Origin of the sequence: Thiocapsa sp., assembly GCF_022340925.1 — a bacterium.
Taxonomy (GTDB): Bacteria; Pseudomonadota; Gammaproteobacteria; order Chromatiales; family Chromatiaceae; genus Thiocapsa.
The window spans coordinates 1-19,161 of record NZ_JAJDNA010000022.1 but is presented as its reverse complement, the minus strand read 5'-3'; the positions used below and the strand labels follow the sequence as shown (position 1 = coordinate 19,161).

At 65.6% G+C, this 19,161-nt stretch carries 22 protein-coding genes; 9 read left to right on the top strand and 13 right to left on the bottom strand.

Going from position 1 to position 19,161, the window contains the following annotated elements; all coding sequences use genetic code 11:
- Positions 1–192: 192 nt before the first annotated feature.
- From mpl to gloB, 4 genes are all read right to left on the bottom strand, one after another.
- On the bottom strand, positions 193–1,560 hold the full coding sequence (gene mpl, locus LJE61_RS03260; protein WP_296910792.1) for a UDP-N-acetylmuramate:L-alanyl-gamma-D-glutamyl-meso-diaminopimelate ligase: 1,368 nt from the start codon (positions 1,558–1,560) through the stop codon (positions 193–195).
- Positions 1,561–1,574: 14 nt separating this feature from the next.
- On the bottom strand, positions 1,575–2,090 hold the full coding sequence (locus LJE61_RS03255; RefSeq protein ID WP_296910794.1) for a hypothetical protein: 516 nt from the start codon (positions 2,088–2,090) through the stop codon (positions 1,575–1,577).
- A 113-nt stretch (positions 2,091–2,203) separates the two neighbouring features.
- Entirely contained in the window at positions 2,204–3,814 is a 1,611-nt protein-coding gene (lnt, locus tag LJE61_RS03250) for an apolipoprotein N-acyltransferase (protein ID WP_296910796.1), read from the bottom strand.
- 87 nt (positions 3,815–3,901) lie between these two features.
- Positions 3,902–4,678 carry a hydroxyacylglutathione hydrolase gene (gloB, locus tag LJE61_RS03245; protein ID WP_296910798.1) on the bottom strand — a complete coding sequence of 259 codons (777 nt, stop codon included), beginning with the start codon at positions 4,676–4,678 and terminating at the stop codon, positions 3,902–3,904.
- A gap of 525 nt (positions 4,679–5,203) precedes the next feature.
- On the opposite strand from gloB, the gene LJE61_RS03240 reads away from it, so the two are divergent.
- From LJE61_RS03240 to LJE61_RS03210, 7 genes are all read left to right on the top strand, one after another.
- The gene (locus LJE61_RS03240; protein ID WP_296917408.1) at positions 5,204–6,232 is read left to right on the top strand and encodes a hypothetical protein; all 1,029 of its coding nucleotides are present in this window, start codon (positions 5,204–5,206) and stop codon (positions 6,230–6,232) included.
- Positions 6,233–6,296: 64 nt separating this feature from the next.
- Entirely contained in the window at positions 6,297–7,406 is a 1,110-nt protein-coding gene (locus LJE61_RS03235; protein WP_296912402.1) for an AAA family ATPase, read from the top strand.
- 180 nt (positions 7,407–7,586) lie between these two features.
- Positions 7,587–8,954 carry a vWA domain-containing protein gene (locus LJE61_RS03230; protein WP_296917407.1) on the top strand — a complete coding sequence of 456 codons (1,368 nt, stop codon included), beginning with the start codon at positions 7,587–7,589 and terminating at the stop codon, positions 8,952–8,954.
- Between the two features lie 444 nt (positions 8,955–9,398).
- Positions 9,399–9,689, top strand: a complete 291-nt coding sequence (locus tag LJE61_RS03225; protein WP_296917406.1) for a tyrosine-protein phosphatase — start codon at positions 9,399–9,401, stop codon at positions 9,687–9,689.
- Between the two features lie 208 nt (positions 9,690–9,897).
- The gene (locus LJE61_RS03220) at positions 9,898–11,091 is read left to right on the top strand and encodes a patatin-like phospholipase family protein (RefSeq protein WP_296917404.1); all 1,194 of its coding nucleotides are present in this window, start codon (positions 9,898–9,900) and stop codon (positions 11,089–11,091) included.
- A gap of 47 nt (positions 11,092–11,138) precedes the next feature.
- Positions 11,139–11,513, top strand: coding sequence for a hypothetical protein (locus LJE61_RS03215; protein WP_296912390.1), 375 nt, complete (start codon positions 11,139–11,141; stop codon positions 11,511–11,513).
- 503 nt (positions 11,514–12,016) lie between these two features.
- The gene (locus LJE61_RS03210) at positions 12,017–12,427 is read left to right on the top strand and encodes a DUF1214 domain-containing protein (protein ID WP_296917414.1); all 411 of its coding nucleotides are present in this window, start codon (positions 12,017–12,019) and stop codon (positions 12,425–12,427) included.
- On the opposite strand, the gene LJE61_RS03205 is transcribed toward LJE61_RS03210, so the two are convergent.
- The 9 genes from LJE61_RS03205 to LJE61_RS03165 form a co-directional block, all read right to left on the bottom strand.
- Positions 12,396–12,659: a hypothetical protein gene (locus tag LJE61_RS03205; RefSeq protein WP_296912388.1), complete on the bottom strand. Its 264-nt coding sequence runs from the start codon at positions 12,657–12,659 to the stop codon at positions 12,396–12,398. The genes LJE61_RS03210 and LJE61_RS03205 overlap by 32 nt on opposite strands.
- Positions 12,629–13,168: a HupE/UreJ family protein gene (locus LJE61_RS03200; RefSeq protein WP_296917402.1), complete on the bottom strand. Its 540-nt coding sequence runs from the start codon at positions 13,166–13,168 to the stop codon at positions 12,629–12,631. The genes LJE61_RS03205 and LJE61_RS03200 overlap by 31 nt, the downstream gene beginning before the upstream one ends.
- Positions 13,165–13,491, bottom strand: a complete 327-nt coding sequence (locus tag LJE61_RS03195; protein ID WP_296912381.1) for a DUF3604 domain-containing protein — start codon at positions 13,489–13,491, stop codon at positions 13,165–13,167. Before LJE61_RS03195 ends, LJE61_RS03200 begins: the two co-directional genes overlap by 4 nt.
- A 4-nt stretch (positions 13,492–13,495) precedes the next feature.
- Positions 13,496–13,825: a hypothetical protein gene (locus tag LJE61_RS03190; RefSeq protein ID WP_296917400.1), complete on the bottom strand. Its 330-nt coding sequence runs from the start codon at positions 13,823–13,825 to the stop codon at positions 13,496–13,498.
- 37 nt (positions 13,826–13,862) lie between these two features.
- Positions 13,863–14,204, bottom strand: coding sequence for an ankyrin repeat domain-containing protein (locus LJE61_RS03185; RefSeq protein WP_296912376.1), 342 nt, complete (start codon positions 14,202–14,204; stop codon positions 13,863–13,865).
- A 109-nt stretch (positions 14,205–14,313) separates the two neighbouring features.
- Positions 14,314–15,312 (bottom strand): MBL fold metallo-hydrolase, encoded by a 999-nt coding sequence (locus tag LJE61_RS03180; RefSeq protein ID WP_296912373.1) that lies wholly within the window; start codon positions 15,310–15,312, stop codon positions 14,314–14,316.
- A gap of 135 nt (positions 15,313–15,447) precedes the next feature.
- Positions 15,448–16,458 (bottom strand): thioredoxin fold domain-containing protein, encoded by a 1,011-nt coding sequence (locus LJE61_RS03175; RefSeq protein WP_296917398.1) that lies wholly within the window; start codon positions 16,456–16,458, stop codon positions 15,448–15,450.
- Positions 16,459–16,565: 107 nt separating this feature from the next.
- Positions 16,566–17,042: a cupin domain-containing protein gene (locus LJE61_RS03170; RefSeq protein WP_296917396.1), complete on the bottom strand. Its 477-nt coding sequence runs from the start codon at positions 17,040–17,042 to the stop codon at positions 16,566–16,568.
- A gap of 485 nt (positions 17,043–17,527) precedes the next feature.
- On the bottom strand, positions 17,528–17,974 hold the full coding sequence (locus LJE61_RS03165) for a cache domain-containing protein (RefSeq protein ID WP_296917394.1): 447 nt from the start codon (positions 17,972–17,974) through the stop codon (positions 17,528–17,530).
- A 478-nt stretch (positions 17,975–18,452) separates the two neighbouring features.
- Here LJE61_RS03165 and LJE61_RS03160 point away from each other — a divergent pair, with 478 nt between their 5' ends.
- Together LJE61_RS03160 and LJE61_RS03155 are read left to right on the top strand one after the other, a co-directional pair.
- On the top strand, positions 18,453–18,632 hold the full coding sequence (locus LJE61_RS03160) for a type II toxin-antitoxin system RelE/ParE family toxin (protein ID WP_296917392.1): 180 nt from the start codon (positions 18,453–18,455) through the stop codon (positions 18,630–18,632).
- Between the two features lie 106 nt (positions 18,633–18,738).
- Positions 18,739–19,023 carry a HigA family addiction module antitoxin gene (locus LJE61_RS03155; protein WP_296917412.1) on the top strand — a complete coding sequence of 95 codons (285 nt, stop codon included), beginning with the start codon at positions 18,739–18,741 and terminating at the stop codon, positions 19,021–19,023.
- Positions 19,024–19,161: the final 138 nt, after the last annotated feature.

The following is a 19,161-nucleotide window of genomic DNA, read 5'->3' as shown; positions in this document are numbered from 1 at the left end:
CTCAGTCGATCGCCGTAAGATCATGTACCAGATGGCGAAGTAGATTCGCCGACCTGCAAGGCGTGCCGACGGGGGCATCGCCGGGCCAGGGGACTGTCGGCGCGACGCCGAAGCCGGGGAGGAGTCGCGCAAGCTGGTCGACCCGTCACAGATGAATTGTCCGCCGCGGTGCACGCCTGTCGCATCCGAGAGCTAGACGGGCGACGGCGCACGCTGCAAGCGATCCAGCAGCGTCTGGTGGATCCCGCCGAATCCGCCGTTGCTCATCACCAGCACCTGATCGCCTGCACGGCTCTCGGCCACGACATCGTCGACGAGCGTCTCGAGCGCGTTGTGCACGGATGCGCGCTCACCCAAGGGGGCAAACACGCCCGCTGCGTCCCACCCCAGGTCCGCGGGGGCGAACACGAAGATGCGATCCGCATCGCCGAGCGATCGGGCGAGCTCGCGGTTATGCACGCCCAGTCGCATGGTGTTGGACCGGGGCTCCAGCACCGCCAGGATGCGACGGTCGCCGATCTGGCGGCGGAGCCCCTGGAGCGTCGTGGCGATCGCCGTGGGGTGATGGGCGAAATCATCGTACACGCGCACCCCGGCGACCTCGCCGCGCAGCTCCATGCGGCGCCTGACCCCCTTGAACCGGCCCAGGGCGGCGATCCCGTTCGCGACGGACACCCCTGCATGACGGGCCGCCGCCAAGACAGCCAATGCGTTATGCACGTTGTGCAGACCAGTCTGACCCCAAACGACCTCCCCGAGCGGCGTGCCGTCGAGCCTGACCAGAAAGCGGGAACCGTCCGGCGCCAGCAACTCGCCGGTCCAGCGCGCATCGGCACCGAACGACTCGCGCGGCGTCCAGCAGCCCATCGCCAGGACCTCATCGATTGCCGGATCGGCACCCGGATGGATGATCAGACCGCGACCGGGGACGGTGCGAACGAGATGGTGGAATTGCCGCTGGATCTGAGCCAGATCGTCGAAGATGTCCGCATGGTCAAATTCCAGGTTATTCAGGATCAGGGTCCTGGGGCGATAGTGGACGAACTTGGATCGCTTATCGAAAAAAGCCGTGTCGTACTCGTCCGCCTCGACCACGAAGTATGGGCCGGAGCCCAGACGTGCGGACACCCCGAAGTCCAACGGCACACCACCGATCAGGAACCCCGGGGCGAGGCCGGCGTCCTCCAAAACCCAGGTCAGCATGCCCGATGTTGTGGTCTTGCCGTGGGTACCCGCCACCGCCAGCACCCGGCGATCAACCAGCAGATTGTCTTTCAACCATTCCGGACCCGAGCAATAGCGCAGACCCCGATCCAGCATCGCCTCAACGGCCGGGATGCCGCGCTTCATGGCATTGCCCACGACCACGATATCAGGCGCCGGTTCCAGATGGCCGGGCTCGTAACCCTCCATCAAGTCGATTCCGGCAGACTCCAGCTGGGTGCTCATGGGCGGATAGACATGGGCGTCGGAGCCCGTCACCCGATGGCCGAGCGCGCGCGCCAGCAGGGCGACCCCGCCCATGAAGGTCCCACAGATACCTAGAATGTGCAGATGCATGAGGTGAAATGTCCCTAGGAGCCGCCGAAGAGGATACCGACCAAGAGGGCCATGCCAATCTTGAAGGCGAAGGCGATCGCTGCACCCTGAGCGAGCGTCATCTCGAAGGTATGGCGCAAGATATGACCGGTCACGACCAGACTCCACACGATGAGCACAATGAACAACAGCGCGCCGAGCGCGGCCAGCTCGGTCTCTTGCGAGCCGAACGGGTTAAAACTCAGCGGAATCAGCATGAGTGCACCGATGAGAGCCTCGCTGCCCAACAGCGCCGTGGCCGACTGCATGAAGCGCGCCCCCCGGCCCACGAGACGCAGAGCGCCGTAAAGCAGGAGGAGCGTCAGGGCAATCACGACGATCGTCCGAGACAGGATCGGGCCGATCGCCACGCGGGCAACCAACCCGACCAGCACACCGACCACCAGATTCGCGATTGCGACGATCCCCAGCAGGATCTCCGATGCCGGAAGATCCTGGGGGGCCCGGCGCAAAGCACACAGCTCGGCGAAAAAGATGATCAGGGCCTGCACGGCGACTTCCTTCGACGAAACCTCTCCCCATCATAACCGCCGCGGCGGACGAGGCGACAACCTTGGCACACAAAGTCCGACGCTGCAGATGCCGAGCACGATGCGGGACGCCTTCACCTGTCCTCCTCGTGTCCCCGCCGGGCCGGACTGTCTGAAGGAATGGTCGCACCTGGTCGGACGGTCCGAGCGGCCGAGGAGCCAGCGCTCCGGCGGTCTCGAGCCGCGCCAAATGCGGCGATGCCGAGCGCGAGCAGGACCATCGCTGCCGCCGCCCCAATCGCGAGCCGGTTTCCGAGCTGCGAATATGGCGTCGCCCCGGCACGCGGCTGGACCTCCGCCGCAAAGCCACCTCGCACGAATGACGGGACGGTCCCCAGGACCTCCCCGCGCTCGTCGATGATGGCGGAGATCCCCGTATTGGTGGCGCGCAGCAGATAACGTCCGTTCTCCAGCGCGCGCATCCGCGCGATCTCCAGATGCTGATGAGGCGCCAGTGAATCGCCGAACCAGGCATCGTTGCTGACATTGATCAGAAGCTCCGCGTCCGGGAGGGCCTGAGCGACCTCCGCGGGAAACGCATCCTCGTAGCAGATCGAGGCACCGACCAGGCGCTCCCCGACGGCCAGCAAGGGCCGTTCGGCGTCGCCGCGGCTGAAATCGGACATGGGAACCTCGAAGAGCTGCACCAGCGGCCCGAGCCAGGCCTTGAAGGGCAGAAACTCGCCGAAAGGGACCAGATGACGCTTCGCATAGAGGTCCTCCCGACTCCCGATACTCAGCAGGGCATTGAAATAGCGGCCGCTCTCAGGCTCCATCACCGGGATCCCCATCACGACCTCAGCACCCTCCTGGCGAGCCCGATGCGCCAACGGATCGACCAGGGCATCCCGCACCTCATGCAGGAAGCCGGGAATCGCCGTCTCCGGCCAGAGCACCAGATCGGCGTCCAGATGAGGCTCGGTGAGCTCCCAGTAGACCTCCATGGTCGTGACGAGGACGTCAGGGTCCCATTTCACCGCCTGCGGGATGCTCGCCTGCACCACCGCGGCCCGGAGGCCGGGTCCGGATGGCTGGGTCCACTGCACCCGCTCGAGCGCTAAGCCGGCGAGCCAGACCAAGGCCAACCCCAACCCCGCCGCCACCCGGCCCGGCCCGGACCAGCGCAACAGCCCCCACAGCAGACCCGCGGACAGCACCACGAGCAGCCCGACACCATAGACGCCGGCGATCGGCGCGTAGGCGCCTAGCGGGCCGTCGATTTGCGTATAGCCCAGGCTCAACCAGGGGAATCCGGTGAACAGCCACCCTCGCAGCCACTCGATCAGGATGTAGAGCCCGGGGAACAATAGCAGCGGGACGAGCCATCCCGGCCCCAAGTCCAGCCGCCGCAACAGCCATCCGAGGAGTCCGAAGTAGAGCGCCATGGCGGACACGAAGACGGCCGTCAGCAGATGGGCGATCCAGCCGTCCATGTTGCCGAACTCGTTCAGGCTGATGCGGATCCAGAAGACGCCGCAGCCCATCAAGCCGACGCCGAACAGCCAGCCTCTGAAGAATCCGGAACGCGGAGAGGCACCTTGCAGCGACACCAGGAGGCCCACGAGCGCGACCAACACCAGCGGGTGCCAACCGAAGGGGGCAAACCCCAACACCGTGAGCGCGCCGCTCGCGCCGGCGAGCAGGGCCGAGAACGGCGGCGCGAGACGGTGCGAGAGCGGGGGCATGGGCGTGCGCCAGGGGTTTTGGGGGAACCGGGCCGGTTCTAACAGTCGCGGCGACCGAGGTCAACCGTGGAGGCAACCAGCGTCGGCCTAGTCGTAGCGCTCGTCCTTCCACTGCCTCAGCACCTTGAAGACCTCGCGACCCGGCCCGAGCAAACGGCCGGCGAAACGCTCGGCCGCCTGGATCACATCGGCGTCGCGGGTGCGCAGGAAGGGGTTTGTCGCCAGCTCCAGGTCCAGCCGCGAGGGGACGGTGGGCAAGCCCAAGGCCCGCTGGCGCCGGTCGGACTCGAGCCGAGCGCGCAAGGCCGCGCTGCCGGGCTCGACCCATTCGGCAAACCCCAGGTTCGCGAGGGTGTATTCGTGTGCACAATAGATCAGCGTCTCGGCAGGCATGGCCGCGATCCGTTCCAAAGAATCCGACAGCTGCTCGAAGGTACCGTCGAACACCCGCCCGCACCCACCCGCGAAGAGGGTATCGCCGCAGAAGAGGCAACCCGACCCGACATAGGCGATATGGGTGGCGGTGTGTCCCGGGACCTCGATGACCCGGAAGGCGACGCTCAGGCCGTCCGGCCGGACAATGGCTCCCTCCCCCACCCGGTCTGTCAGGTCTCGGATGCGCCGGTCCTCCGGGCCATAGACCCTTACCCCGGGGAAGGCGGCACGCAGGTCGCTCACTCCGCCAACGTGATCGCCGTGGTGGTGTGTGATCAGGATCGCGCTCAGGGCGCGCTGCTCCGCACTCAGGACCCCCATGACCGGATCGGCATCCCCCGGATCGACGACCACGGCGGTTCCCGGCCCCTCGGTCAGGAGCCAGATGTAGTTGTCGGAAAAGGCGGGGATCGGGCGCACGTCAAGCATCGGCGGCTCCTCGCGTCATGCGCATCTTGGGACCCCTGATTAAAGCAGCCCCTTCACGTCCAGGCGAGTCGGTCTTCATTGCCCCGACATTCCATGGTGTTTTCGATGGGCCGAGGGCAGGTTAGAGTAGAGTGCGGCCAAGGCGGGCCCGGTCCCCGCGCGCGCCCACCGACCGTTCAGCGTAAACGGATCACCGCACGTATCAACCTAGAAGCAGCAGTTGGACGACCCTCAGGGTGCGTCCCGCGCGGTGACTGGCAAGGCGCAACGAGGCGCAATAGTGGTTCGATTGCAACGAGTTGCAAGGCAGTCCAGGCGCCGCGCGGGGCGTGCACCGGGGGTCCGGAGCGGCGTCACCCATGGAGTGAGACCGCAGCAACACGGAAGCCGCCGATTCGGCGGGTGTTTTCAGTGAGACACGAAGCGGTCAACTGCCGCCTCTAGGTTTAAGGCATGGGCCGAGCGCCGCCCCGCGCGGGCGACATCGTCCGTGCGTTGTTCACACCCTTGCAGGCCGGGATCGCGATGACAGCCCAACCCCTGACACATCACGAAATCTTCACGCTGGTCGAGCCCTTCACGCGGCGCGGACGCCATGTCGACCTGGCCGCGAGCGACCGGATCGAACGGCGCCTCCGCTTCAGGCCGGTCGACCTCCCCCTGGATGCGCCCAAGTCATCGGGGGTGCGCGAGACCTTGGTGTTGGAGAACACCAAACCGGCACGCTACCGGCTCACCCGCATGCTCCGGCACGACAGCGGCTTGGAGGCGACCCTCGAGGTCGAGGGCCCGGACCCGGAAGAGCTGCTGGCCCGCGTGGAAGCCGTACCCCACGCCCGCCATTTCCGGTCGAGGACCGGCTTCGTGATCGCCCGCAGCTATCGCCTCGAGGGCGTCACGACCGGCCCCTTGCCCGAGGGCGCGCCGGCGAGCCGCATGATCCTGATCCGCGGCGAGGCCCGGGTGGACGGGCTGACACTGACACTCAAGGCGCAGACCGGACGTGGCATGCCGGCCGATATCGAGCTGCATGCAGCCGCGGGCGATCCCATCGAGCTGCCGGAGGATCTGCTCGCGGTGATCGGATGGGACTGGAGGCGTCTCAGCCGCGTCAAGCAGGGCTGGCGCAGCAGCCTGCGCCTGCGCGGCAGGGAGCCGACCCGCAGCCGCGATGCCGAGGTCAAGTTGACGCGGACCATCGAGCATCTCGCCCGGACGCTCATGGAGCCGCCGGCACGCTTCCACGAGCGTCTCCTTGCCGCCCGCTGGTCGGTGGCCTTTCGCCGCGCCATTCCGCTACTGATCGGTGTCGGCCTGATCGCCGGGGCGCCGGCCATCCAGTTCCTCGAGCTCTCCGAGGGCTCCCTGCTCCGCATGCTCATCTTCCACTCCCCGCCCCTGCTGATGGTGCTGTTCTTCTCCATGCGCGAGATGCCGCGGATCGAGATTCCACCCTTTCCGAAACCCCTCACCGCACCGGCCTGGCGAGCGCCGCCGGCGACGGCGCCCGCCGAGGACACCGGGACGCGGATGCACGAGGCCCGGTCGCGGTGAGACAGACGGAGAGGCAGCTGGCAACTGGAGACCGCTAGGCCGTCCCGAATAGAAGTCACCCGAGATGCTCGGCAACCCCATGAACATCCCGCCCGTCTCGATCGCCGCCGCGAAGGCCGCGTTGATCGAGCAGTATGCCGACTCGACGCTCAGGCGGCGGGCCTCCATGCTGTGGGGCACGCGGGGTGTCGGAAAGTCTTCGATCGTCCGGCAGGTCGCGGATCACTTCGGCGTGCCGCTGGTCGACCTGCGCCTGACCACGATCGAGCCGGTCGACATCCGGGGCGCCATCTACGCCGACGACGAGCTGGCCAAAACCGTCTGGTTCCCCCCTGAGTTCCTCCCCTCGCCCGATGAGCCCGACGGGATCCTCTTCCTCGACGAGCTGACCGCCGCCGATCAGCGCCTGCAGATCTCGGCCTACTCGCTGATCCTCGACCGCCGCGTCGGGCACTATCGACTGCCCGACGGCTGGCAGGTTATCGCCGCAGGCAATGCCAGCTTCCACGGCGCCGTCTGTCACGATATGGGCACGGCCCTGGCAGACCGGATGTTCCACTTCAACGTCCAGACCGTCATCGAGTCCTTCCTGGCCCATGCGATGGCGATGGACTTCGCCCCCGAGGTGATGGCCTACCTCAAGGTCCGTCCGGACAAGCTCGACGACACCCAGACCCAGCTCGCCAACGACCACCTGGTCGGGGCCAGTCCGCGCGGTTGGGAGGACATCTCGAACGTCCTGCAATCGGATCTCTCCGAGGCCGCCAAGCGGGTCTTCGTCCAGGGCCGCATCGGCGCCGCCAATGCCGCCGAATTCTTCGGCGTCCTGCGCGAGATCCAGGCCGGAACCGACGTGCTACGCCTGCTGGCGAGCCGCCCCGGCGAGGAGACCGCGGCGCTGCTGCCCGGCACCCTCGACGGGCTCTACGGCATGATCTACGGACTGCTCGCGGCCAGCGTCGATGCGACCACCCTGGGCCGAGCGCTCGAGATCATCGAGCAGTTCCCGGATATCCGCTCCGAGGGCCCCCTGCCAATTCGCGAAGCCCAGACCCTGGCGATGGAGCTCCTGATGCAGAAGGCGCTGGAGATCGGCCAGGAGGCGGCGGTCCTGGACAGCGGGTCTTATCGGCGCTACCTCGAGCAGCGCCGCAGTGAGGAGCAGGGTGGTTGAGGCGGCGCGTCCCGTGACCCCTGCGCTGTCGGCTCGCGGCGCCAGGCAGCCATCAGCCCCTGATCGGCGAGCGGGAAGCGATCGAGGTCCAGTGGCGTCGCGTCGAAACCGTTCAGGACGGACTCGCCCGCCTGTCCGGTGTCACCATGGTTCGGCGAAGCAGCTGCTTAACGCGCAGTCATGAGTAACGGGCCCGATCTCTACCGCCATCGCGGCACCCGCGCGATCCAGCGGATGGTGGAGTTCGCCCCCTCCACGGGCGGGCTCGCGCTCTGGGTGAGACACCAGGATCTCCCGGACGACGTGAACCCCGGACCGGTCGCCACGGACGGCACCACGCTCTATTACGGCGCCGGATTCGAGCGGCTCCCGATCGCCGCTCAGGTCGGACTGGTCGCCCATGAGGTGCTGCACATCGCCCTGCGTCACCCCCAGCGGTTTCTCGATCTTCAAGCGCGCCTGGGCGACGTCGAACTGGAGCTCTTCAACATCTGTGCTGACGCCATCGTCAACAGCTCGCTCAGCCATCTGACATGGCTGCAGCTGCCCGCCTCGGCCGTCTTGCTCGATGAGTTGCTCTTGAGCACCCTGGGGCTCGACCAGGCAGTGGAAAAATCGCTCCTCGAATGGGACGTCGAGCGACTTTATCGCGCGATCGACGATCGTCAGGCGCCGGGAAAGGGCCGCAGGCAGGCCCCGCGGGCGCGACGCCGCAGCGGCATCGGCGAGCGCCAACCAGGGGCTGACGGCCTCCAGTCGCCGGAGGCGGTCGAGGACGCGACCCAGGCCCAGCCGCGCGAGGACGGCCCGAAGGCGGCGCGGGTCCGTGCCCTCGGCGCCGAGACGCAGGTCGACCTCTTCCCTCGCGGGGACAGCCAGCGGCACCCGGAGCTGGAGGCCGAGCAGGCGCGCGAGTGGAGCGAACGCATCCTGCGCGCCCACGCCGGCGATGGCGCGCATTCCATGCTCCGCGCCCTGATCGCCGACCTGCCGAAGATCCGCACACCCTGGGAGCAGATCATGCGCACCCAGTTGGCGCGCGGCCTCGCGGTCCGACCCAACCTCTCCTGGTCCCGTCCCTCCCGTTCCTATATCGCCAATCAAGGGCGGGCAGGGCCCGGCAGACGGATGCCCTGGGAGCCGGGCATCAGCTCGGCGAAGACGGTGCCGCGCCTGGTGGTCATCGTGGACGTCTCCGGCTCGGTCGACGACCGCCTGTTGGAGCGCTTCGCCGGCGAGATCGAGGCCATCACGCGCCGCCTGGAGGCCGACCTCGTCCTGGTCATCGGCGACCGCCGGGTCCAGCGGGTCGCCCACTTCGAGCCCGGCCGCTCAGACCTGCGCCACATCGAGTTTGTCGGCGGCGGCGGGACCGACTTTACCCCGCTGCTCGAGGAAGCCGACCGGCACGGACCGGACATCGGGGTCGTCCTGACCGATCTGGAGGGCCCCGCGCGATTTCGCCCCCTGTGGCCGGTCATCTGGGCCGTGCCCGAATCCGATACGACCCCCGTCCAGCCCTTCGGCCGCAAGCTCATCCTGACCTGACTCGGTGGCGTCGAGGCGTCCCACCCCGGCGGCCCGCGCGCGGCGGGATCGGCTCCAAGCGGCGGTCTGGGTTCAGTATAGGGCGGGAGCGCAATGGGTTGAGGTGGTTGTCGCAGTGGACCTACCTGTAGCCATTTGAATTGGTCTTGACCCAAATCCGCTTTTTGACATGTCCTGCGGCCGACGTGGCGACGGAACCTGGTCAGCCGCAAGAAGGCCATCCAGAAACGATCACGCTCACGAGAGGAATGTCAATCATGCATCCGGTGCTCTCCAGATGTCAGCCATCCGCGCGGCGGCTCGTCCACGCCATTCCCGCCGTCGTAGCGAGCCTCGCCGCCGGAAGCGTTGCAACCGCAAGCGAGCCCCAGATCACCGGCACCCGAGTATGTCGACGGCATCAAACAGGCACCCATCGAGGTACCCGAGGGAGGCGCGGAGGGCATGAGGCTCACCTCTGGCGGGCGCTTCGCCGGCTACGGCTTCTACCTGCTTGAAGGCAAGCCGGTGATTGACGGGTTTGTCGGTGCCGGTGGCGACCGTGCCATTGCGGAGGCCGTCTTCGGGGTAAAGGCCGAGTATCTCGAGGCATCCTTCGATGAGATGCAGAAGCGCTACGGCGCGATTATAAGGTATTTCTCGGAGGGATTGGGCATCGATGCCGCCGGACAGAACGCCCTGCGCGTGCTGTACGCCGAGGACGTCACGAGCGCTCAGAGGGGTAAGAGCAAATGAGACGATGCACGCGGAGCATCCTTTTGCTTGGGGCGCTGGCCTGCATCTTCGCGCAGCTGGACCAGTGACCCTCATGTCGGAGTGGAAATATTCAATACCCGACGAACCCTGGAGAAGACATGACAACCAGACGAGGCTCTCCGCCGGCTGCGCGAAGCGGCCGGCCGGAGTCTGACCAGGCTTCAATCAAAGCGGAAGATCGCCCAGGATGACGCCGAAACCAGTGATACTGCTCTTGGCCGTCTGCGCGACCGTGCTCCTCGAGCAGGGCTGCGCCGGTCCGATGCGCAAGGAGGCGGTTCCGCCAGCGCTGACGACACAGGCCGTCGTGCCCGGCCTCCCGGACGTGCGCTACCGCGTCGGCATCGACACCGATGCGTTGCGCAAGGATGCCATCGACTCCTTCTGGAAGGAGATCGCCTATCTCAAGGCGAGCGGGCACAAAGGCAAGCTGCCGCCCGCCGTCTTCCTCGCCGTTTCGGGCGGCGGCGACGACGGTGCGTTCAGCGCGGGGCTGCTGAACGGCTGGACCGCCGCGGGCGACCGACCGCAGTTCAAGCTCGTGACCGGGGTGAGCACCGGCGCGCTCATCGCCCCCTTCGCCTTCCTCGGGCCGTCCTACGATGACCGGCTCAAGCGGTTCTACACAGAGGTCTCGCCCTCGGACATCGAGAAGAAACGCTCCCTCATCGCCGCGCTGACCAGCGATGCCCTGGCCGACAACGCACCCCTGCGAAAGCTCGTGGAGAAAGAGGTGGACCAAGGGTTTCTAGATGCTGTCGCGGCCGAGCAGGAGAAGGGCAGGATGCTCCTCATCGCTACGACGGACTTGGACGCCCGCCAAGCCGTGCTTTGGAACATGACCAAGATCGCCGCCAGCGGCGACCCGAAGGCGCTCGATCTGTTCCGTTCCATCATGATCGGCTCCGCCGCCATTCCCGGGGCCTTCCCACCCATGATGATCGACGTGGAGGTGAACGGTCGGACCTATCAGGAGATGCACGTGGACGGCGGGACCATGGCACAGGTCTTCGTCTACCCGCCCTCCCTCCATGTCAAGGAGGCAGCCGAGAAACATCACGTCGCCCGCGAGCGCAGGGCCTACGTCATAAGGAACGCGCGCCTCGATCCGGAATGGGCGCAGGTCGATCGCAGAACGCTGAGCATCGGCGAGAGGGCGATCTCCTCACTCATCGAAACCCAGGGCATCGGCGACCTCTACCGGATCTACCTCGAGGCCGAACGCGACGGCGTTGATTTCAATCTGGCCTTTATCCCTGCGAGCTTCAACGCCCCGCACCGCGAGGAGTTCGACACCGACTACATGCGCGCGTTGTATCGGAAAGGATACGAGCTGACCGCGAATGGCTATCCTTGGGAGAAGGTGCCGCCCGGTTTCTGATTTCATCAACGACGCGCATGCGTCCTCAACCCTGGGAGGGTCAAGCCATGTCTCTGAAACGCATTCTCGTTTCTGCCGCCGCCGCCTTCGCGCTGGGCCTGTCCGGCTCCGCATTCTCCGAGACGGCCGCAGACGTCGAGGCAAAGGCCGCCGCTGAGATGGCCAAGGACGTCGACGCTGCCGCGGACGCTGCGGTCGAAGGCGCCGCGGTCGCAACAGGCGCTGCGGCCGATGTCAACGCGGCCAAGGCCGCCGGAGAGGCGAGCTCCGTGGACGCCGAGGCGGCCGACCTGGCCTCCGAGGTTGCCAATGAAGAGGGCTCCGCAATGATCGAGGCGAAGGAGGTCGCGGACGAGGTGGCAAAGGAGGCCGAGACCGACGCCGTACTCGAGGACTCCAAGGCGATCATCGAGGGCAATTAGCGCTCCCGCCCATTACACTCCGGCGCCATGCTGTTAGGCGCCGGAACCTGCGATCGTCTCTCTTCGGCTGTCACGTATTCCTGCCTGCCATTGCGAGCTGAGGGGGCGAGCAGACCGGGTTCTCGTCGCCACGGAGTGCGGGAATGGACCTTGAGCGCCGAGTCGATCGGCCTGCGCGGGCGTAAACCGAGCTGACGATCTCATCGACCTTCCGGGCCGAAGGAGCGCTGCTTGCTGCCTTTGGTGATTCGCGCCGTCGAGAGCCGATCAGCCTGTTAATCCTTGATGAGATCAAGTCGCACCCAGACCAACCCATACCGATACCGATACCTGGCTATTGCGGGAGTGCTCGGTCCGTTTCTGGCTCGCTGCACAGTGGTCGGTCCCTCTGCCATTCGCAGTGGGCGGCTCGCCTGCAACGCCGCCATCCCAACGAGACCAACGGTCAAATGCTGATGTCCGTGATTCAACACCGTTAGGAGGACAAGGGTCGCTTGTTGGCCGTGACCCTGCCGGGGCCGATTCCCGCGAAAGACTTCCGGTCCTTCACGGTCTACGACAGCCAGACCCGCCCCCTGTTGCCGACCGATCAGAAGCTGGCCGGGTTCGATAGCACGCTTGCGGGAATGCAGATGAACAAGGACGATGGCGTCACTGTCTGGTTCGGGCCTTCAGCGCCGCTCGGTTCAAAAGACGCACGTCGCCAATGCGATCGACTCCGGCGGAGCTGGCGCGGATTCTTCTGGGCAAGTCCCGCGGAATATGGCGAGCGACAACACCTTGTTTGCGGCTCTTCCTCGAGGTCGACACGTCCTTGCCTGCCGCGCTCAGCTCCGCGGTCTTGGCGTGCGGGCAGCGCCGGGGGGCGTACGAGTGAATCGGTCAAGCAGCCGCTGACAATATCCAGCCGATGAGGAGCATGCCGACCGCCGCAATCCAGCTGCCGACCACCCTCACGGCGATGCGACTCCAGGCGGCACGCAGCGACGCCACCAGCGCGGCCAGCAGGAGCGCGACGATCTGCACGGTCGCAGCAACGCCGCTCACCACACTCGCACCAGCGCTGGCAGCGGCGAGGGGCAGCCGCATCGCCCCCAGGACCAGCGCGCCGAGGATCACCGCCGACAGGGCGATGCCCAGCTCCACGGCAGCTCGTCGCCCGACAGACCGAGCAGGCCGCCGAAGGCCATCATGATCGGAAAAGTCAACGGCAGCAGCCAGATGGCCGGGGCCCCGAGCTGGGCACCCCAGAGCCCGACCGCGACCATCGCCAGCACGTGGTCCAAACCCGAGAAGGGGTGGCTGAAGCCACTCAGGAAACCGCCGACCGCACCGCCCTCGACATGGGCCAGCGCGGCGAAGTCCCAGCGTCTCCAGGCGATGAGATCGTGCACCATCGCCGAAGCCATCGCCAGTTGGCGTTCCAGCATCAACCGATAGGCGTTAGCCACCGGGCCGCGCAGCTCGGTCTCGACCGGCTGATAGTGGAACGGGCGCGCCGCGTCCTCGTGTGCCAGCACCACCGCGGCGCTTGCGAGCAGCCGGTTGGCCAGCCTCCGCTCCGGCAGGGGCACGCAGATCTGGCAGGCCCCGACCGCCCCGGCCCAAGGCGCCGGCAGCAGCGCCGCCGAGAGGTATCGACCAGCCCTGGTCATAGCATCATCACCGTCCGCTGAATGGTCCAATAGGCCCCCAAGGTTTCGATCAGGTAGGCCGGCTGGCGGCTGTTCAGGTCGCCCGCCGTGAAGTCCCAGCCGCCAAAGCAACGAACCATCATACGGGGGCCCGTCGCACCGTAGACCTCCTTGCGCGCCATGGCGTCCCAGATCGCCTCGCGGGTGCTCTCCTCGGCCCAGACCGCTGCATAGCCGGAGGACACCAGCATGTCGCCCCTGAACACGCCGTTCTCTGTCTCGGCAAAGGGGTGCTGCATCCGCTCGGGCTTAGGAGCGGAAAAGGGGCCAGGCGCAATTGTCAAAGGCTCAATGATCCAACGGCAGCTCGCCCTGCCTCGGGTCAGCGCCATCTGCTTCACACTTCCTCGGAGGCCTGCCGCGCTTGCGCAACTCGCGACGCTGCCCCGTCATTGCCTCGATCTCCCTGTAGAACCGATCGTCACCGAGGGGTTGGTCTTGATTCAGGGCCAAGCGCAGATCAGTGAGCAGCTTGTCGTCGAGGACGCTGCGGAACCATTCGCGATATGCGATGGCGCGAGCGGCATCGTCGACACCGAGGCCGAGGTACAGCGGATGCGGCGTCGTCAGAAGCCGAGCGGTTGTGGCCGCGCTGCACGATGTGCAGCGGTAGACCATCAATGTGGATGCGTGCTCGCCGAGGCATGGGGTGCATTCAGCAGAAATTGAGCCTGGCTCCTTTTCCCCAGGGTCGTCGCCTTTCCAGGCTGTTCTGAACATTTGGGTCGTCGCCGCGCGCGAGCAGGATGCTCATGACCTCGGCCTGGTTCTCCTTGGCCGCATTGCTCAAGGCATAGCCGCCGTTGCTCGTGCGTTCGTTCACCTTCACACCACTGTTGAGCAGTGCGTTGACCTGTTCGGGGTTTCCTTCGCCTGCAACTTGGTAGAGCGCATCGACGTCGCCGGCGGATGCTCTAGCGACAACGCCGATCAGTCCGGCAAATGGGGAGATCGAGGTCAGGTGAGGAAGGCGACAAGAGATCCTGGCAGGCTTCATCGCATCGGTCCTCCAAGCAAGGAGATCTGCCGTTCCTGCAGGGACAGCACGGTGTGGGCGAAGGACATGGCGGCCACGACTTGGAGCGGGCCGGTATCAGTATCACCACTCATTCCCACTCCAACTCCTCGTAGACGCGCTGGGCATTGCGGCCCTTGAGCTCCTCGTAGTTGGCTAGATAGCTGAAGCGCGACTGGTCGATGCTTCCAACGTCCTCGATGCCGCCACCTCCGTCCATGAAGTCGGTGACCGCCTGGCGCAGGAACACCAGGTACTCGTAACTGTCCGCCTTGCCCTTGGGCAGGTCGGCTGGATCTCCATGACCGGCGACGACAACCGCAGGGTCGAGGGCGGCCAACGTCTCGATAGCGGAGATCCATTCGCGATGGGCCGACTGCGGCCCGATGCTCAGCATGCGGTCCATGTAGATGATGTCGCCGCTGAACAGGATCCTCTGCTCAGGCAGCCACACGAAGCTGTCACCAGGGGTATGGGCGTGCCCGGCGTGGCCGACACCAATGTGTGTCCCCCCCAGCGTCAGCGACTTCGCGTCGGAAAAGGTCTCGTCGGCATAGACCGGGGCGGTGCCTTTGATGCCTTCGGGGCCAACCAGGCTTGCCAGCGCGATGAGCTGGTCCCGGGCACGCGCCTTTTGGTCGACGACGGCCTTCTCGTTGGCGATGATCCGGGCGCCCTGCGCCTTGAAATAGCCGTTGCCGAGCCAGCGGTGGTCCTGTCCCCCGCTGTTAATCACCAGGGTGACGGGCTTGTCGGTGATGTCGCGAATGGCCGCGTGGATCATCTGCGCGCCCTGGTAGGTGCCACCGGAGTCGATCAGCACCACGTCATGTTCAGTGACCACGACGCCGAAGTTGGCGTTGTTGCCCAAATTCTCGGCGTCTCGATTGCTGAGCGGGCCGATCAGGGCATAGACGTTGTCGGCGAGCTTGTGGGTCGTGAGCACCTCCCCCGCGTGGACGCCCCCGACCAACAGAAGACTGATTAGAAGGGCTCGACCGAGGCTACCCAGGGATATACCGGCTCCATTGTGAACAGTGCGGCCAACGGCGCAGACGGGCAATCGGGTGCCTTCAGGTTGGTTCATCATCGATTCTCCACCTCTTGGTGGGGCCGCCGTGTGTCGCGCGGTCGACCCGGGGCCGAGCCCCTCGTTTGGAGCCGCAGCAACAGCTATTCCAATCGAGTCCGCCGTCGGCACCTCTTCTTGGAACACCTCGGCCCATCAGTTTTCCGCGCGCTCCTTCTGGATGCGCTCGATCGCCCTTGATCGCGCAAACCGCTGGTAGGTCCACTGCTGCTCGTAGGCCCGTTCGAGGGTGTAGAGGAGTGAGTTCATCATCCGCTGGCGCAGGACCAGGGCATCCGTGCGCAGCACCTCTTTCCCGCTCTCCTCGAAAAACAGCAGGGCGGGGAGCGCGGAGAAGCCGGTTTCCTCGTACCAGCCGGCGGGCGTGGTTCGGGTGCCGTCGGGCGCGACCAACGGCGTCGCCGCGTCGCCCGCGTCGAGCCGGACCACCTCGAAGCGCCCGAGCAGATCACGTACCTCGGGCAGCGCCAGAACCTCGTCGTGCAACGATTCGCAGGTTTCGCACCCTTCGCCCTCGAAGATCACCAGGAGCGGTCGCTGGGCGGGAATTCGGCTGCGGTCCAAGGCATAGGGCGGGGCGCTGAACAGGGGATCCGGACGCAGGCGATAGCCGGACCGAGCTTGGGCCGAATCGCCCTTGCGGCTCGCGACGAAGTCTCGGAAGGACGCCCCCTCGTGATGACGGCCGATCAGATAGTCGAGCACCAGGGCGAAGCGCTCGGGTGCGTGGTACCCAACACCGCGGTAGAGCAGCCTGCCGTTGTCACCGTAGAAGAGCAGCGTGGGCGAGAACCCGGCCCCCGTCTCTTGGGCGAACTGTTTGACCCGCGTGTCCCTGCCGGCGGGATCAATCAGCTCCGCGTCGCTGAAGATATCGAGGCCGACGGCGTCGAAATGGTCCTGGACACGGGCGGCAAGGCGCGGATCAGCGAGGCTTGTGCGGATGAACTCCGCACAATAGGAGCATCCCTCGGAGGTGAAGAGGACCATCACCCCGACCTTACCGGCGTCGCGTGCCTCCATGATGTCCTCCCGCAGGTCCAGGAAGCTCTCCTTGAACCACGCGGGGTATCCGACGTGCGTGAGCTGGGCGTCGTCGAAGTCGCCAGCCTTGGACGGGGTGCCGATCGCGAACGCAAGGGTCATGAGCAGGATCCAAGCGACACGCAATCGCAATCGCCCGGCCCTGGTTCCGTCATCGCCTGAGCGGCCCCTCACCCGACTGGGGTCGCTCCTCGAAACATCACCGCGCATCACTTCGCCGGTGCCTGCGCCGCGTCGACATAGTTGGCGGCGGTGGGCCCGGTTCCGCTGATCTGCACGATTGCCTCCCCATCCGGTGTCGAGACGAAGTGAGGCACGTTCGCGGGCTCTGTGTAGAAGCTACCGGCAGGCAGGGCGGTCAGCTTGCTCTCGTCGAACTTCTCACCCCAGCCGATGTACCAGGTTCCCGATATGACCGTGTACATCCGGTCATCCGGGTGACTGTGCGCCTCGACGACTCGGCCCTTTGGGAACTTGACGCGATAGGTGTAAGACCCAGACCCCTTCTCATTGCCGAGGATCCGCGCCAGTCCAAGTCCAGGAACGCGCGGGTTGTCAATCCACTCGAGCTGGTCGGATGTCAGCATCACAGGGGTTTCGGACATGTCCCCGGCGGCGGCGCAGAGCGGCGCCAGTGAGGCGCAGGCACACAGGCAGAGGTGGGGGGTGGAAAGCGCTGCTTTCATATGATCCTCCTCGGTGATCGAGTTGCGTGGGATGGCGCCCGTCGACTCGGGGTCCATCTGGGGAAGAGGAAAGCACACCGCGAGCCGAAGGTCCCGACGAACGATTGATCTTTTTCCGTTTTCTTCGCGCGGCGGGCTCGGTCGATGTCGGCCTCCTTCAACCTGTCGTAGAGGTACACGCGACCCGCCCGCTCCTGTCGCAGCTCGGCCGACGTCGGCTCGAACAGCCGCCTCAGCTCGATGTCGCGCAGGTCTTTGCTCTGCGCCACTGAGCTGTAGGAACACAGTCCGACGGGCATCGCGGTGGTGAGAATGGAGAAAGACGCATGCATGGGGGCCTCCTGCCTTGTCTGCGGCTGGACAATCCAGACCGCTCTGACCGGGTCGAGACCAGCAGGGCAGCTTACGCGACCAATGCGCTCTCGCATGAATGAGCGGGATTCTCCCGGCATCGCGACGCTGTGGTCATGCGCACCGACCTCCGCTTACTTGTAAGCCCCGACCCCGCAAAAGAAGCCTTCGTCGTTGGTCGCAATGTAACTGGTCTTCGGCCTGATCTCGTCAGTACCCGGATACGGCCACTTGTAGTCCACCCAGCCGGCACCTGGGTTCTTGGCCACGGCGATCATGTCCTGGAAAAGCAAGTCCCCATATTTGTCGAAATTGAACATGTTCTTCCCGACCAGTTCTGGCTTGATGGGCTGCGAGAGCAGGACCCCCGCCATATCAATGCAAAAGACGTACAGGTCCCTGTCCCGAAACTCGCCGTTCGGATCAGCGAAAGCGGCAAAGGCCTTCTCGCGGCCCATCGCGTTGAGGGCCGCCTGTGCCCTCAGGCTCATGGCCTTGGCCTCCTCCGGCGTGCCCATGTCGCTGGCGCATACGGAACCCGCGACGGTCGCGGCAAGCGTGGCAAACAGGACTATTCTCATGATGCGACTCCTCCGTCGGATTGTGGTGGGCCGCGCACACCGTCTCGCGCCTTCTGGTTGACCATCTCGTGCCGGGGGGATCCGGTGTTCGGATGAGAGCGACCAGGACATCTTGCTGGGCTGGCCCCTGGATGTGGCCCAGAGTCCGATGACCATGCCACCCCGTCCCATTGGACCGACGGACGGCCAAGAGGAAGCAACCAATAACAGACGGTCGAACGCATCACCGCCCCGCTCCGGCAACCTCCGAAGCCTTTCCTCGGGGAACACGTAATGCTTCTGTCTTTAGCCAGACTCTAGTTTGGTCTCCCGAAAAAGCCAATTATTTTCGTCAACTTTACGCGCTGCAGCCATAAGGAGGGCTTATTCACATGCTCGGTCACAATTCGGGCATCCGGCTCCTCGGCCTAGCCAATTGCAACCTGATGTAAACACTGTGGACCACGCGCGCGGGCGGGAGTAGCGTTGCAGCAGACGGGTGAAGGCCGCCCAGTTCAAGCGCGCCGCTCGAGAGCGGCGGTTGAGCCATTTATGCCTGGAACAGCTTCGCGGCGACCGTGAGGGTCAGTGGAGCATTCGCATCAACGACCAATGGCGCATCTGCTTCCGCTGGGAAGATCGCGATGCATACGACGTTGAGGTGACCGACTACCACTGAGGTCGGCGTATCCCTGAACATGAAGCGCAATCAAAGACCCATGACTATCCAACGAGAGCACCTGGACCAGATCGACTTCTCCGACGTAGCCGAGGGCGCCGACCTAATGCCTCCGGTAACCCCCGGCGAGATCCTGCGCGAGGACTTCATGGAGCCTCTAAGCCTGTCGGCCAATGCCCTCGCCAAGGCGCTGCACGTCCCGCCGAACCGGATCACCGCTATCCTGAACGGCACCCGCTCCATCACCGCCGACACGGCTCTTCGTCTAGCGAGGTACTTCACTACCACGCCCCAGTCCTGGCTGAACCTGCAGAAGAACTATGAGCTGGAGGTGGCGCGGCGGACGGTGGGGCACGCCATCGAGGCCGAGGTGTCTCCCCGAGCCGCATGATCGACGGGTCGCATTCTGCGAGGCAACGCGCTGTTGTGGTACCCCTCTTCCCAGATCAGCCCCTGCAGGTCCTTCAGCGGCGTGACCTTCTGGTCCCGCTCCATCCAATGGCACATGCGCACCACCACCGCCTCGTCG